The sequence below is a fragment of the Sporosarcina sp. P2 genome (assembly GCF_002743255.1).
Lineage (GTDB): Bacteria > Bacillota > Bacilli > Bacillales_A > Planococcaceae > Sporosarcina.
In genome coordinates this window covers 72,785-87,786 of record NZ_PDYY01000005.1, presented here as the reverse complement: position 1 = coordinate 87,786, position 15,002 = coordinate 72,785, and the positions used below count along the sequence as shown (strand labels likewise).

The window sequence follows — 15,002 nt, the reverse complement described above, 5'->3', positions numbered from 1 at the left end:
TACCTGCCTTTCTTATCCTATCAACTCAACGATTTTTTTCGCGCCCTCTGCCATAGAATCCGCTGCAACGATATTGATGCCGGATTCTTGTAGCAAGGCTTTCCCACGTTCTACATTCGTTCCTTCAAGACGTACGACAAGAGGTACTTGAAGACCAACTTCTTTAGCTGCCTCAATAACACCTTCAGCAATTACGTCACATTTCATTATTCCACCAAAGATATTCACGAAAATACCTTTAACTTTTGGATCGGATAAAATGATTTTGAAAGCGGCTGCTACTTTTTCTTTCTTTGCACCGCCCCCAACATCTAAGAAGTTAGCGGGTTCTCCGCCGTAGTAATGGATCGTATCCATTGTAGCCATCGCTAAACCGGCTCCATTTACCATGCAGCCAATATTTCCGTCAAGAGAAATATAGCTCAGGTCATACTTCGATGCTTCAATTTCTTTCGGATCCTCTTCATCAAAGTCACGTAATTCCATAATATCTTTATGACGGAATGTAGCATTGTCATCAAAGTTGAATTTCGCATCCAATGCAAGTACACGCTGGTCTTTTGTAACAACCAAAGGATTAATTTCAACAATCGATGCATCTTTTTCGCTGAACACTTTATATAACCCTAAGAAAAAGCTGACTGCTTTATTGATTAAGTTGCTAGGAATTTCCATATTAAACGCCATACGACGTGCTTGGAAAGGAACCAATCCAACTACTGGGTCGATTACTTCATAGAAAATCTTTTCGGGATTATTTTCTGCCACTTCTTCGATTTCCACGCCGCCTTCTGCAGATCCCATCAACGTAACTCGATCTGTTGCGCGGTCAACGACAAGACCAATATAAAATTCTTTTTCGATATCAATTCCTTCTTCAACAAGAAGACGCTTTATTTCTTGTCCTTTAGGACCTGTTTGGTGTGTTACGAGTTGCTTGCCAATTAAATCGGCTGCTACTGCACGCACTTCGTCAAGAGTTTTTACAATTTTGACTCCGCCTGCTTTACCTCGTCCACCTGCATGTATTTGGGCTTTTACCACAATAGGTACTGTACCGATCTCTTTTGCCACTGCCATTGCTTCTTTTGGAGAAAACGCGACACGGCCTTTTGAAACAGCTACTCCGTAATCTCTCAATAACTGCTTCCCTTGATATTCATGGATGTTCATACGTACTGCCTCCATTCGTTTTACAATTGCTTGATGTTCAACTACTGCTTTATTGTAATCAAACTGTCACACATTGTCCAAGAATCGCTATTGCAAATCAAAATTCTTTAATTTCCAACAATTTAAATACGCGCTTACTTCACACTACCTTTTTCACGATCTAAACGATAAATATAGGCAAATACTTCCGATACCGCTTGATATAGTTCTTCAGGTATCGTTTCGTTGACATTTAATTGACCAAGCAATTCCAGCAGACTCGGATCTTGTTGTACGGGAATAGCATGTTCTTGCGCACGCTCGAGAATATTCTCCGCAATTTTTCCTTTTCCTTTAGCTATTACTTTCGGGGCATCCGAAACTTCAGGGTCATAGGATAGTGCAATGGCCTCTTTTCTAGTAAAACGTTGTTCTTCTCTCATATTTTGAAATCTACTCCTCCCTCATCTGATTGGAAGGTACTAGCTGATAATTTGACCTCTTGCTGTTTTTCCGTGAATGGTTTAAAAGTAATACCCGACAGTTTATAGCCGACTCCTTCGAGACCTTCTTTTAATTGATCTTGAAAATCGGTCGCTACTACTTTTAAGGAAGGCATATCATTAAAAATCGTCAAGTTTACCACTTTGTCTTGCACATTCATATCAACCAAAGTCGTCGATAGTGATTCCAATTCTAAATAAAATAATATTCGCGCAAAGTCCGGGTCAATTTTTCCGTTTTCTTTCATTCGACTATTCCATTGCAACGTAGCATCGATTTTCTTGCCGAACATTTCGAGAGGTAGTTGCATGATCAGCTGTTGTTGTGCGCCTAAATCCCCTGACTGTAGTAAAGTCCCATTCATGCGAAGCACCATTGCCTCTGTTGCATCACGCAGTGGCGGGGATAGCGAAGGATCCTGTAGCATGCTCAGTAACTGTGGTTTTAATGTGCTAGCCAAATGTGCGATATCAGGTTCTTTCCCCCCGAGCATCGCCTCGTAATTCACGCCTAGTGTACTTAATACATGTTGTATTGCCTCTTTCATGACCACACCGTTCATCGCCTGTGACACTTGAGCTTCAGCTGTCTTGATCAGTTGTTTTACTAGAATATTCCCCGATTTTTCGGCCGTTTGCATTAATGCACGAATTGCCTCATCCGCTTGATCAAATGGTAGTAAGAGTGACTGGACTGACTGTTGTACTTCCTTCATGACCGGTTGCTGCTGAACTGGCACATCCTGCCTACTCGCTTGTTGGATCAATGTGTGACTAAGCTGTTCAACTAGTGCTGTTTTTGCTCCCTCTGTCACTGGTTGTTGCACAAATTGATTCAATATATTTTGCAATGCTTGTTTCATTGATTCAGGTAAAGCGGAATTACTACTCAGCTGTTGTGTTAGGTGCTGCATATTCACTTTGATTGTTTCTTGGTCAGATACTGGAGATTGGCTTATTTGACTTATGGCCGCTTGGACCGCTTGCACAGTTGCAGGGATAACTGTAGCTTGTTGCGCAATGCTACTTGGTGCTAACGGCGCGGTTGTTGGTGTTGCAGTGGCTTGAGTCAATACTTTAGTGAATTGCTCAACGATAGTAGCTTTGGAACTAGCTGTCAGCGGCTGTTCGTTCAACTGATTAATTACAGTCCGCAACGTGTTTTTCACATGTTCCGGAAGTGCTACGTTGGGTAGTTGTTGCGTGATATTTTGCACAAGCGCTTTTATTGTTTGTTGATTTGCAGCAGGCGTTTGACTCAGTTGACTCACTAAAGAATGTATAGCTTTATTAGAATCCCTTTGATTTATCATGTCGTCAGTAGCATAGGCAGTTTGTGTATTTGCCTTCGTGACCAGCTCAGCCATCACTTGCGGCAAATTGGCCAACGATGTTTGAGCAGGCAATATAGCGGCATTTTTCAATAACTGTAGCGCGGTAAATCGATCTGCTTGAGTAGCTTGTGGATTTAGCAGTTGGGCTACACTTTGATTCAGCAGTTCTTTCCCTATCACTGCGCTTAAAGGAGAAGAAAGAGATTGAATGGTCGCCAGAAGCTGCTCACACGTCGCTGAAGGGAGATTAGAGTCACTTTGTACGCCAGCTAGCAAAGTCTTCAATTGCTGCGTAATCGTGCTTGTCTGAACTTGTAAGAGTGATTGAAATATAGCTGGCGTGAAAGGTAGTTTCGCTTCAGCGATTTTACCGAGCGTCGCTAGCGCTTCCGCTTTCATTCCATCCGGTAATGATTTCAGAAGACTGACAGCCTCTAGTATATTTTCTTTTGTCATAGGAATTTTTTGCTTAATAATTGTCGCGAGTATATCTTTCATTTCCTGTGTTTTAGGTACATGTAATGACTCCATTAACTGGGTTAGTTGTGATGACTGGCTTTCTCCACGCATCGGTCCAGAAATGACCTGTAACTGTAATTCAGGTTCAGTGCCATTGACCTTGAAGTAATAATGATCTCCTGCTTGCATCGGCACTTCCAATTTAGCATATAACTGCTGATTTCCAACTTGCACTTGCGCCATTTGACCAGGAAATAATTGGGTAACCTTTCCGTGTATCATTTGTCCTTCTTTTAGAGATAACGGTTGGGTTTCCGTAATAGCCTTTGCAGATGTAGCAGATAATGAATGTAAATTCATTGTCGATCCCTCCACATCGTTTTAATCGGTTCGAAAGATTTGCGATGATGTTCACAAAGTCCATGCGTTTCAAGACCTTGTAGATGTTTCGCCGTTCCATATCCGGCATTTTCATTAAATCCATACCAGGGGAACTCCTCGTGTAATTCAATCATTAGAGCGTCACGTGTTGTTTTCGCTAATATAGAAGCTGCTGCGATAGTTAAGCTTTTTTCATCTCCTTTTATGACGGAGTAACACAGGCATGCTGTCTGTAGATTCATTGCGTCTGCTATCACTACATGGGGCGCTACCCGAAGTTCACTTATAGCTATCTCCATCGATTCCTTTGTTGCTTGGTATATATTCAATTCATCAATTACTTTAACAGGCTGCACGTGTATAGCGTACGCCACGGCCTGTTCTTTAATCAGTCGGGCGAATTCTTCTCTTTTCTCCTTAGAAACTTTTTTCGAGTCGTCTAATCCAATTAGGGCAGTGCAATCCTCAGGTAGTATAACGGCAGCTGTAACTACCGGCCCCGCTAACGGTCCTCTTCCCGCCTCGTCAATTCCTGCAACCAATACAACGCGTGAAGATCTATATGAATCGTCAAAGGCTATTTTCTTTTGAAATTCTTGAATAATCGCTTGTTTTTTTTCGTATCGAGTGCGCCATTGACTAATTGCTTGCTGGACGCCTTTTCTACCGTCCGCTTCAAGTTCTGTAAGCCAATCATTCGGTTCTTGTAACTCTGCTAACTGATTTTTTATATGCTGTATCGTTGTCATTTTCTTCACCTGTCCATCTAAAATATGTTTGTCTAAGTAGTATATCGGTTTCTACATGATTTTTTCGACAAAAAAGCAACGGTTCGGAAACAGAGTTCCAAGCCGTTGCTTCTAGTCATTCGAATTCTTCAGGGAAATCGAATGTTAATTTTCCTACTTGCTGGTCACGGATGTCTTGTACGATTATTTCTGCTACTTTGTCATAGTCAATTTCTCCACCAACCGTATATACTTTTCGACGTTCACCGATTTTATTAAACAATGATTGAATATTATCGCCCACCGTTGTCATTTCATAACGCTGTGCTAGTCTTTCAGGATAATGCGACTCTAAAAATCGAAGTCCATATACTGCAAGCTCTTCCATATTCAATACCGAGTCCTTAATGGCGCCTGTTAACGCTAACTTATACCCTACATTCTGGTCTTCAAACTTCGGCCAAAGGACTCCCGGCGTATCAAGAAGTTCTAATTCTTTCTCAAATTTAATCCATTGTTGCGCTTTGGTTACACCTGGCTTATTTCCTGTTTTAGCGATATTTTTCTTCGCTAATCGGTTAATCAAAGTAGATTTTCCGACATTGGGAATGCCGACAATCATTGCACGGATGGCTCCAGGACGTATGCCTCGCTGCTTCATGCGGTCATATTTCGGCTGCAGGATTTCTTTAGCGGCTTTGGTGACTGTTTGGAGACCTTTCCCTTCAAATGAATTGATCGCCACTGTGCGTAAGCCTTGATTTTCAAAGTAGGCAATCCAACGTTTAGTTTGAACTTCATCCGCCAAGTCCATTTTATTCAAAATAAGCAATCTTGGTTTTTGCTGGGTTACTTCGTCTATCATTGGATTACGTGAGGAAAGTGGCAATCTAGCATCAATTAATTCAAATACAATATCAACTAACTTAAGTTTTTCTGAGACTTCTCGTCTCGCTTTCGCCATATGGCCCGGAAACCATTGAATAGTCATTCGAATCGTCTCCTTTCATTATTTCACAAGACCAAAATCTTTAATCGGCCAGAATACTACACTGGTACTACCGATGACTTCATCGATTGAGACTGCACCTATATGTCTAGAATCTTTACTTTTCCGACGATTATCACCCATTACAAATATGTGATCTTCAGGCACTGTTTCTGCATCGATTTGCGGTACATCCTGTAGTGTAAAATCTTCCGTCAGCGTACCATCTTGTACTTCCGATTTATATTGATCAAGGTACGGCTCTTCATATGCTTTACCATTTACATAGAGTACATCATCTTTATATTCCACTGTATCGCCTGGCAGTCCAATTACACGTTTAATATAATCTTTCTGCTCGGGTGCATGGAATACTACGATATCAAAACGATGCGGTTCACCAATCGTATAACCGATTTTATTAACGATCATGCGGTCACCATGTTCCAATGTTGGCATCATAGAAATACCGTCAACGACGATTGGTGTGAATAAAAAGATACGAATAATGGCGGCTAATCCAAATGCGATCAATAATGCTTTAATCCATTCCAGTCCTTCACTTCTCGTTTTTTTCTCTTCCATCAATCCAGCCTCCTGCCCTGTCTGTTTTTATTGTACAGCCAATTGTCTTTCTGAGCAAAAAGAAAGGAGGCCAAATGCAAGGCCCCCTTCGTTTCTGTTTATCTTATTAGCGGAGTTCTTTGATACGCGCTGCTTTACCACGTAGTTTACGTAGGTAGTACAACTTCGCACGACGAACTTTACCGCGACGAGTTACTTCAATTTGAGCTAGCTTAGGCGTGTGTAATGGGAATGTACGTTCCACTCCAACACCATTTGAAATTTTACGTACAGTGAAAGTTTCGCTGATTCCGCCACCGCGACGTTTGATAACAATACCTTCGAATAACTGAATACGCTCACGAGTTCCCTCGATGATCTTCACGTGCAAGCGAAGTGTATCGCCAGGACGGAATGAAGGGTGTTCAGTGCGCAACTGCTCTTTTGTAATATCTGCAATTAGTTTTTGCATGTTTTTTCTCTCCTTCTTTTCTGATGCTCTTGCACGTTTTGCTTTGCAGCGGAACAACAGTAAAATAGGCGCTCTTAAAAAGCGCTTAATAAATCATAGCACACGCCTGTTAACGAATCAAGCAAATTTAGTCTCTTTTTTGTATCCATTGCTGATAGAGCTTTTTCTGATAATCTGTTAAGGGTGCTTCTTGCAATAATTCCGGACGACGCTGTGCCGTGCGAAGGAACGCCTGCTCTTCCCTCCACTTATCAATCTCTGCATGATTGCCCGACAACAGCACTGGAGGCACTTCAAAGCCGTTGAAAGTAGCGGGTCGAGTGTATTGTGGATGTTCTAGCATACCCGTTGAAAACGAATCGTGGACAGCCGATTGATCGTTTCCTAGCACGTCAGGGAGTAGCCTCACTACACTATCAATGATGGCCATAGAAGCTACCTCACCACCCGTTAATACAAAATCGCCAAGTGAAATTTCATCCGTAACCAAATGTTCACGAATTCTTTCATCGTATCCTTCATAGTGACCACAAATGAAAACAAGATGTTGCTCTTTCGCTAGTTCTTCCGCTTTCTTCTGCGTGAACCGTTCGCCTTGCGGACACATTAAGATAACGCGCGGCTTACTACTGCTTGAACTTGTGACAGCATCTACAGCCGCAAAGAGAGGTTCGGGTTTTAGTACCATTCCCGCGCCACCACCGTACGGATAATCATCCACTTTTCTATGTTTGTTCGTTGCGTAGTCACGAAAATCTGTAACCTTAAACGATGCGGCTTGTTGTTCTTGCGCTTTTTTCATGATTGAAGAATGAAATACACCTTCAAACATCTCGGGGAACAAAGAGAGCACATCGATTTTCATCATGAAAGCAACCCATCCATCAATTCAATTTTGATAATTTGCTTATCTATATCCACATCTTTTACCACATCTTCGATATACGGGATATAATGCGGCTTGCCTTCAGCAGGCGTTACCTCCCATACATCATTTGCGCCTGTTTCGATAATTTCAGAAACTGTACCGATCTCGTCTCCCGTTTCTGTAATCACGCGGCACCCAATGATTTCATGATGGTAAAATTCATTTTCTCCGAGTTCTGTCAATTCTTTCTCCGAGACCTTGATTACGCCGTCTCGGAACTTCTCGACGTCATTGATATTCGGATAGCCTTCAAACATAAGTAAATCAAAGTTTTTATGCTTCCGATGACTGATCACCTTCACGAATGTAGGTGCTTTGCTTTTCGGCATGAAGATTGCGAGCTCACTTCCCACTTCATATCGCTCATCTGGGAAATCTGTTTTGGACATTACACGTACTTCACCTTTAATACCATGTGTATTCACAATCGTGCCTACATTAAACCATTCCATTATTTCGCCTCCATTATATGAGTAAAAGTATTTATACGTGCAAAAAAGGAAGGAACCGAGGCTCCTTCCTTTTGGATCAATCCAAGATATCCAAATACACTTTTTTGCCGTGGTGGCTGCCTGCTGCTGAGTAAACAATCGTACGGATCGCTTTTGCCACACGACCTTGTTTCCCGATCACTTTACCCATATCCTCCGCATTCACTGATAACTGATAAACGACTCGTTGAGACTGTTCTTCAGATACCACTTTCACGTCGTCCGGGTAATCGACTAACGGTTTTACAACTGTTTCAATCAGCTGCTTCATGTCCACCCCTCCAAATTACTTGCTGTATTTAGCGTTATGGAATTTTTCCATGATACCTTGTTCTGAGAACAAGTTACGAACTGTATCAGATGGTTTAGCTCCATCTTGAAGCCATTTCAAAGCCAATTCTTCGTTGATTTCAACTGTTGCTGGCTTTGTAAGCGGGTTGTATGTACCAACCTGATCGATTTGACGGCCGTCACGTGGTGCACGTGCATCAGCTACTACAATACGATAAAAAGGAGATCTTTTAGCTCCCATACGTTTTAGACGAATTTTAACTGCCATTATTATCTACACCTCCGAATAGTTTCACACAAGATAGTATATTACCAAGTTTTTATTTGTTTGTAAAGGTTTTTTTCTTAACACCCTCTATTTTATTTAAAAAACGCATCAAAACCAGGCATTTTACCTTTTTTCTTACCTTTTTGTTGCATGTTGGTCATTTGCTTAACCATTTTTTTCATTTCTTCAAACTGCTTTAGCAAACGGTTGACTTCCTGGGTAGAAGTTCCAGATCCTGTAGCAATTCTTTTTTTTCGGCTCGCATTAATAATTTCTGGGTTTTCCCGTTCTGCAAGCGTCATGGAATAAATGACGGCTTCTACACGCCCCATTTGACTCTCATCCACTTTGGCATTGTCGAGTCCTTTGATCTTGTTTGCACCCGGCATCATTTTTAAAATTTCGTCGAGTGGTCCCATTTTTTTCACCTGTTGCATTTGATCAAGAAAATCGTCAAGTGTAAAGCTTTGTGTGCGCAATTTCTGCTCTAACTCTTTCGCTTTATCCTCATCCACGTTTTCTTGTGCTTTTTCAATCAAAGACATGACATCGCCCATGCCAAGTATTCGTGACGCCATACGTTCTGGATGGAATGGTTCAAGTGCATCCATCTTCTCACCCATACCGACAAATTTGATAGGTTTTTCAGTAACGGTACGAATCGATAACGCCGCACCACCACGTGTATCCCCATCAAGTTTTGTCAATATGACGCCAGTGATTCCGATTGTCTCATCGAAACTTTTTGCCACGTTGACAGCGTCTTGACCTGTCATGGCATCCACTACGAGGAATACTTCATCAGGATTCGTTAACTCTCGAATATCTTTCAATTCTTGCATAAGTTCTTCATCTACATGGAGTCTACCTGCAGTATCAATGATTACGACGTCATTATGCTCACGTTCTGCCTCTTCCATTGCTTTGCGTGCAATTTCAACAGGAGACTGATCGGTACCCATAGAAAATACGGGCACAGTGATTTGTTTACCTAAGGTTTCGAGTTGTTGGATCGCTGCTGGGCGATATATATCTGCCGCTACAAGCAAAGGTTTCTTATTATGTTTTTTACGTAAAACTGTAGCCAATTTACCGGTAGTTGTTGTTTTACCAGCACCTTGCAAACCTACCATCATGATGACCGTAGGCGATTTACGCGCGAATTGAATGGGATTTTGTTCTCCACCCATTAGATTCGTTAATTCGTCTTTTACGATTTTTACCACTTGCTGACCAGGTGTCAAACTCTTCATTACATCCTGACCTACTGAGCGCTCGCTGACCGTCTTGACAAATTGTTTAACGACTTTCAAGTTAACGTCTGCTTCAATTAGTGCAAAACGTACTTCACGCATCATTTCTTTTACGTCAGCTTCGTTAATTTTACCTTTGCCCGTAATTTTGTTCATTGTTACTTGCAGGCGTTCGGCTAGTCCTTCAAATGCCATAGACAATCCCCCCTATTCAAAGTCTTTTAAGGTATGTAGCAATTTCATGAAGCGATTTGAATTTTCGGTAGGCACCATTTCTTCTAGCAACTCTACAATTTCAAGTCGACCTTCATGTTTTTCGAACAGATTGAGTTTCTTCTCGTAATCTTCGAGCATTGCCTCAGTCCGTTTCACATTGTCATACACAGCCTGTCTCGATACACCATATTGTTCAGCGATTTCACCGAGAGAAAGATCATCTAAATAATATAATTGCATATATAAACGTTGTTTGTCAGTTAATAATGATTGATAAAAATCAAAGAGGAAGTTCACTCTTGTCGTTTTTTCAAGCAAGATCACGACCCCCTTCAGTCACTATTATATAGTATCGCGCATGTGTATTGCCGTCAAGTATTTTTACTTGTCTTCTTCGATTTCAGCTTCATGATCATCTGTTTCTTCCATTTCTAATCCGTTCGCAAATAATCCATAGACATATTTCTCCGGGTCGAAAGGTTGTAAATCATCGATGCCTTCACCAAGGCCAACAAACTTCACCGGAATATCGAGCTTATTGCGAATCGCGAGCACGATACCACCTTTCGCTGTACCGTCTAGTTTCGTCAATACAATACCCGTAACATTCGTTACTTCGTTAAATGTCTGCGCTTGAATTAATGCGTTCTGTCCAGTCGTCGCATCCAATGCCAACAATACTTCATGAGGGGCCCCCTCAATTTCGCGGCCAATAACGCGATGTACTTTTTCCAGCTCATTCATCAAGTTCACTTTATTTTGTAAGCGACCTGCTGTATCACAGATTAAAACATCCACGTTACGCTTCTTAGCTGCTTTCACCGCATCAAAAATAACGGCAGCCGGATCCGAACCTTCCGCCTGGCGTACGACTTCTACGCCCGTACGCTCTCCCCAGACAACAAGCTGTTCAATGGCACCTGCGCGGAATGTATCTCCAGCAGCTAACATAACGGTTTTCCCTTCTTTTTTAAGGCGGGCAGCCATTTTACCAATCGTTGTCGTTTTACCCACACCATTCACGCCAACCATCAAAATTACGTTTAGTCTATCTTCTTTGATATCCAATTCACTGGTAACTGCTTCACCTGAATTATAAATTTCTACAAGCTTCTCAGAAATCAATGACTGCATACCTGTCGTGTTTTTAATATTCTTACGTTGCACTTCTTCTTTTAGTAAATCAATTAATTCCATTACGGTTTCAAAACCAACATCCGCTTGAAGTAATAATTCTTCCAGTTCTTCGAAGAATTCTTCATCAACGATACGGAATCTAAACACTAAATCGTTTACTTTCGATGTAAATGAATCGCGTGTCTTGGTCAGTCCATCTTTAAACTTCTCCGCTACCGCTTCGTTTGTTCCTGATATTTTATCTTTAATCTTCTTGAAGAAAGACATTCATTTCACTCCTTAGCTACTGATTTCTTCTGCCACTTCAGATAGTTTAACAGAAAGCAATTTCGAAACACCTGATTCTTGCATCGTAATGCCGTATAGGACGTCTGCACCCTCCATCGTGCCTTTTCGATGTGTGATCACGATGAATTGCGTCTGATCCGAAACTTTCTTTAAATAATTACTATATCGTACCACATTCGCTTCATCCAGTGCTGCTTCCACTTCATCTAATATGCAAAACGGTACAGGCCGAACTTCTAGAATAGAGAACAGCAAGGAAATAACAGTTAACGCACGTTCCCCGCCAGATAATAAACGCAAATTCTGCAACTTCTTTCCTGGAGGTCGTGCCATGATATCAATTCCGGTAGTCAGTAAATTGGTTGGATCCGTTAAAACAAGATCCGCTTCTCCCCCACCGAACATATCCTTAAACACGCGGCGAAAATGGCTGCGGATTGCTTCAAACGTCGTCTCGAAGCGACTCTTCATTTCCTGATCCATTTCCGCCATAGCTTCTTGTAACGTATTTTTAGCTTCGACCAAGTCATTCCGTTGTGATTGTAAAAACTCATGACGCTCAGATACTTCTTCGAATTCCTGAATTGCATTCGGATTGACAGGTCCTATTATAGCTAGTTGTTGCTTACAATCTTCTACCGTCTTGCGTAGTAGCGGAATATCCAATGATTCAAAATGCAATTCATTCGGTCGTAAGCCATACTCTTCATCCAGTCGATCTTTGACCGTTTCAAACTGTGTTTCAAGCCTGGATAATTGAATCCTCAGTGTGTTCAAGCGTTCGGAAATAATACCTGCCTGTTGTCTGATCATTTTTATACGCTCTTCATGATCACGAACACGTGTAGCTTGCTGAACACGCTTAGCTTTTTCTATCTCAATCGTTTGTTGCAAGTGTTTTTTTGTATCATTTGCTTGCTGACTCTGCTTCTCTATTTCTTCAGGTGTTAATTCCTTACCGATCACAAACTCCTGCACATAGTGCTGTTCTTCTCGCAAGCGGCTAATTGTCAACTCCAACTCATCTATTTGAGTGATGGTTTCCAAAATACTGCTTGAATGATAGGCGTTCTGCTCTTTTAATACAGCACTTTTTTGCTGTAAGTCATGTAATCTCTTCTGTAATGACTGTTGTTCTTCACGTCTATTCTCTACTAGTCTCTCTAAACCTTCTAGCTTTTCTAACGTCTCTTGAAGTTCACTTTTCAATACTTCATGCCGTGTTTGTAAATTTCGTTTTTTGGTCGATAACTGCTTTTCTGCAGAGACTGTGTCAGTACGTCCGATTTCAATTGTGGATATTTCCATTTCGACAGAACGCAATTCCATTTCGGTTTCTTGTAATGATGCATGAATGATGGACTTTTTCTGTTGGGTTTCCTCTAACTTTACGCGCAATTGATCACGAAGATGTAAACTCGCACCCACTAAATTACGAGTTTCAGACGTTTGTGCAGTAGCCTGTTGAATAGATTCATCCATTTTTTGCAGTTGATTGGTAAGAGTCTCCAGCTCAGCCTTGCGGGAGAATAGCGTGGTCTGCCCTTTCGCACCGCCACCGGTCAATGAACCGCCTGCGTTTATAATATCCCCATCGAGTGTCACTATGCGATAGCGGTGTCCTATCGTTTTAGCTAAACCTGATGCAGCTTCAAGATCATTGGCAATAATCGTCTGACCCAATAAGTTTTTGGCAACCGACTCATATGCCGCAGACGTTTGAATGAGTTCAAATGCCGTACCGATGAAGCCCTGCTGTTGAGAGAGTACGTGTCGGCTATTTATAGGAAGCTCACGCGGCTTCAAGATATCCATAGGAAGAAACGTAGCGCGACCGAAGTTTTTCGTTTTTAAATAACCGATGGCTCGTCTTGCATCATGCTCAGTCGTAGTAATGATGTGTTGCATAGCACCGCCAAGGGCTGTTTCAATTGCCTTAGTATAGGCTGGCTCCGTCTTAATGAGTTCAACTACAGCTCCTTCGATCCCTTGAATACGTTGTTGTTTCTTTGCATGGAGTACTTCTTTGACACCAGAATAGAACCCCGAAAAATCCTTTTCAAGACTTTCTAGGGCACGGAGTCTTCCTTGCATTTCGGATTGTTTACGCAATGCTTTCTGCAGAATTTGCTGTTGCGTAGATAGACGTTGCTCTTCTTCTGTTAATTGTTGCTGACAAGCTCTAGCTGACTTCTCTAGCTCATCTAGCTGTTTCTGAACAGTCTTTTTTTGCTCATTTTTTTCTTGCTGGTCTTTAGCTAATTGTCGTTTGCGTTCGGAAAGTAATGTAGTCTGAACTGTAATCTTTTCTGTAGAAGATTTTTCTCCCTGAAGCCGCTCCTCTACATGCCTGATTTCACTGCGCACAGTGGCCTCCTCATTGAGGCGCTCAATATAAACTGATTTCAACTGTTCAATTTGCTGTTCTGTTTCTTTTAATGAACTGTTTAGCATGGCCGTGACTTGCTTACTTTCTTTCGTCACTTCTTCAAGTTCATGCTGAGCAGTTTTCTGCTTCATCTGCATAGCGCGATGTTTATCTTTTGCCATTCGTTGAGTGTCCTCTGCTGATTGCAGCTCTTGTCTAATACGCTCCACTTGCTGCTTCGTATTGCGGGTCTTTTCAACGGACAGCAATCTTCTACCTTCCCACTTTTCAGCTTCTGCTGTCTGTTTAATCAATTCATTTTGGAACTCATCCAGTTGAAGCTCTACTGTCATAAGAACCTTCTTGTCAATATCCAGATCGTTTTCATATTGTGTAAGAGTATCCGAAATCTTTCGCTGTTCAGTTTCATCATTTTTCACAACTGCCGCTTTTTCAGAAATCTGCTGTTGCAAAGTAGAAGCGTCGTGATGGAGTAAACGAACATCTGCCTCTCGAAGTTCAGAACGCAAATTTGAAGCTTTACGAGCCGAACCTGCTTCTTTTTCAAGAGGAACAAGTCGATCATCAATTTCTTTTAATATATCTAGTACACGATCTAAATTATCAGTCGTCTCAAATAATTTATGCTCCGCTTGCTGTTTATGGGTTTTATACTTCAAGACACCTGCCGCTTCGTCAAAGACATTGCGTCTTTCATCAGCACGGCTATTCAAGATCTCATCTACCCGACCTTGCGAAATAATAGAGAATGCTTCTTTACTCAATCCCGAATCCATAAATAGCGTGGTGATGTCTTTTAACCTACAAGTCTGGCCGTTCAGAAGATACGCACTATCTCCAGATCGAAAAACCCTTCTAGTTACACTGATTTCCGTATAATCAAGCGGAAATAGATTTTGAGTATTATCCAAAATGAGTGTGACTTCTGCGAAATTAACTGCTTTCCGTGAGTCACTGCCTGCAAAAATGACGTCTTCCATTTTACTGCCACGCAATGATTTTGCAGATTGTTCACCGAGCACCCAACGAATCGCATCAATAATATTACTCTTTCCACTTCCGTTAGGTCCTACGATGGCCGTTACTCCTGGTACAAAGTCTATATGGATTTTTTCCGCGAAAGATTTAAAGCCTGCGATTTCCAGCCTCTTCAAAAACAC

The 15,002-nt window shown here is 41.6% G+C and carries 15 protein-coding genes; all 15 read right to left on the bottom strand.

From position 1 onward, the window contains the following. Positions 1 to 12: 12 nt before the first annotated feature. Complete coding sequence (gene sucC / locus CSV67_RS07125; protein ID WP_099630904.1) at positions 13 to 1,173, bottom strand: ADP-forming succinate--CoA ligase subunit beta; 1,161 nt, start codon at positions 1,171 to 1,173, stop codon at positions 13 to 15. Between the two features lie 134 nt (positions 1,174 to 1,307). Further along, positions 1,308 to 1,595 carry an EscU/YscU/HrcU family type III secretion system export apparatus switch protein gene (locus CSV67_RS07120; protein WP_099630903.1) on the bottom strand — a complete coding sequence of 96 codons (288 nt, stop codon included), beginning with the start codon at positions 1,593 to 1,595 and terminating at the stop codon, positions 1,308 to 1,310. After that, positions 1,592 to 3,808 (bottom strand): hypothetical protein, encoded by a 2,217-nt coding sequence (locus CSV67_RS07115; RefSeq protein WP_099630902.1) that lies wholly within the window; start codon positions 3,806 to 3,808, stop codon positions 1,592 to 1,594. The genes CSV67_RS07120 and CSV67_RS07115 overlap by 4 nt, the downstream gene beginning before the upstream one ends. Further along, complete coding sequence (locus CSV67_RS07110; RefSeq protein WP_099630901.1) at positions 3,805 to 4,578, bottom strand: ribonuclease HII; 774 nt, start codon at positions 4,576 to 4,578, stop codon at positions 3,805 to 3,807. The genes CSV67_RS07115 and CSV67_RS07110 overlap by 4 nt, the downstream gene beginning before the upstream one ends. A gap of 115 nt (positions 4,579 to 4,693) precedes the next feature. Beyond that, complete coding sequence (ylqF, locus tag CSV67_RS07105) at positions 4,694 to 5,548, bottom strand: ribosome biogenesis GTPase YlqF (RefSeq protein ID WP_099630900.1); 855 nt, start codon at positions 5,546 to 5,548, stop codon at positions 4,694 to 4,696. An 18-nt stretch (positions 5,549 to 5,566) separates the two neighbouring features. After that, positions 5,567 to 6,133, bottom strand: a complete 567-nt coding sequence (gene lepB / locus CSV67_RS07100; protein WP_369802711.1) for a signal peptidase I — start codon at positions 6,131 to 6,133, stop codon at positions 5,567 to 5,569. A 103-nt stretch (positions 6,134 to 6,236) separates the two neighbouring features. Next, positions 6,237 to 6,581, bottom strand: coding sequence for a 50S ribosomal protein L19 (gene rplS, locus CSV67_RS07095; RefSeq protein WP_099630898.1), 345 nt, complete (start codon positions 6,579 to 6,581; stop codon positions 6,237 to 6,239). Between the two features lie 127 nt (positions 6,582 to 6,708). Continuing rightward, positions 6,709 to 7,446, bottom strand: coding sequence for a tRNA (guanosine(37)-N1)-methyltransferase TrmD (trmD, locus tag CSV67_RS07090; RefSeq protein WP_143560695.1), 738 nt, complete (start codon positions 7,444 to 7,446; stop codon positions 6,709 to 6,711). After that, a complete protein-coding gene (gene rimM, locus CSV67_RS07085; protein ID WP_099630896.1) occupies positions 7,446 to 7,961 on the bottom strand; it encodes a ribosome maturation factor RimM in 516 nt (171 codons plus the stop codon). Before rimM ends, trmD begins: the two co-directional genes overlap by 1 nt. Positions 7,962 to 8,037: 76 nt before the next feature. Further along, entirely contained in the window at positions 8,038 to 8,271 is a 234-nt protein-coding gene (locus tag CSV67_RS07080) for a KH domain-containing protein (RefSeq protein WP_099630895.1), read from the bottom strand. A gap of 15 nt (positions 8,272 to 8,286) precedes the next feature. Continuing rightward, a complete protein-coding gene (rpsP, locus tag CSV67_RS07075) occupies positions 8,287 to 8,559 on the bottom strand; it encodes a 30S ribosomal protein S16 (RefSeq protein WP_029052320.1) in 273 nt (90 codons plus the stop codon). Between the two features lie 92 nt (positions 8,560 to 8,651). After that, a complete protein-coding gene (gene ffh / locus CSV67_RS07070) occupies positions 8,652 to 10,007 on the bottom strand; it encodes a signal recognition particle protein (RefSeq protein ID WP_099630894.1) in 1,356 nt (451 codons plus the stop codon). Positions 10,008 to 10,019: 12 nt separating this feature from the next. Beyond that, positions 10,020 to 10,346: a putative DNA-binding protein gene (locus CSV67_RS07065; RefSeq protein ID WP_085133213.1), complete on the bottom strand. Its 327-nt coding sequence runs from the start codon at positions 10,344 to 10,346 to the stop codon at positions 10,020 to 10,022. 63 nt (positions 10,347 to 10,409) lie between these two features. After that, entirely contained in the window at positions 10,410 to 11,432 is a 1,023-nt protein-coding gene (gene ftsY / locus CSV67_RS07060) for a signal recognition particle-docking protein FtsY (RefSeq protein WP_099630893.1), read from the bottom strand. Between the two features lie 12 nt (positions 11,433 to 11,444). Then, complete coding sequence (gene smc, locus CSV67_RS07055) at positions 11,445 to 15,002, bottom strand: chromosome segregation protein SMC (protein ID WP_158232897.1); 3,558 nt, start codon at positions 15,000 to 15,002, stop codon at positions 11,445 to 11,447.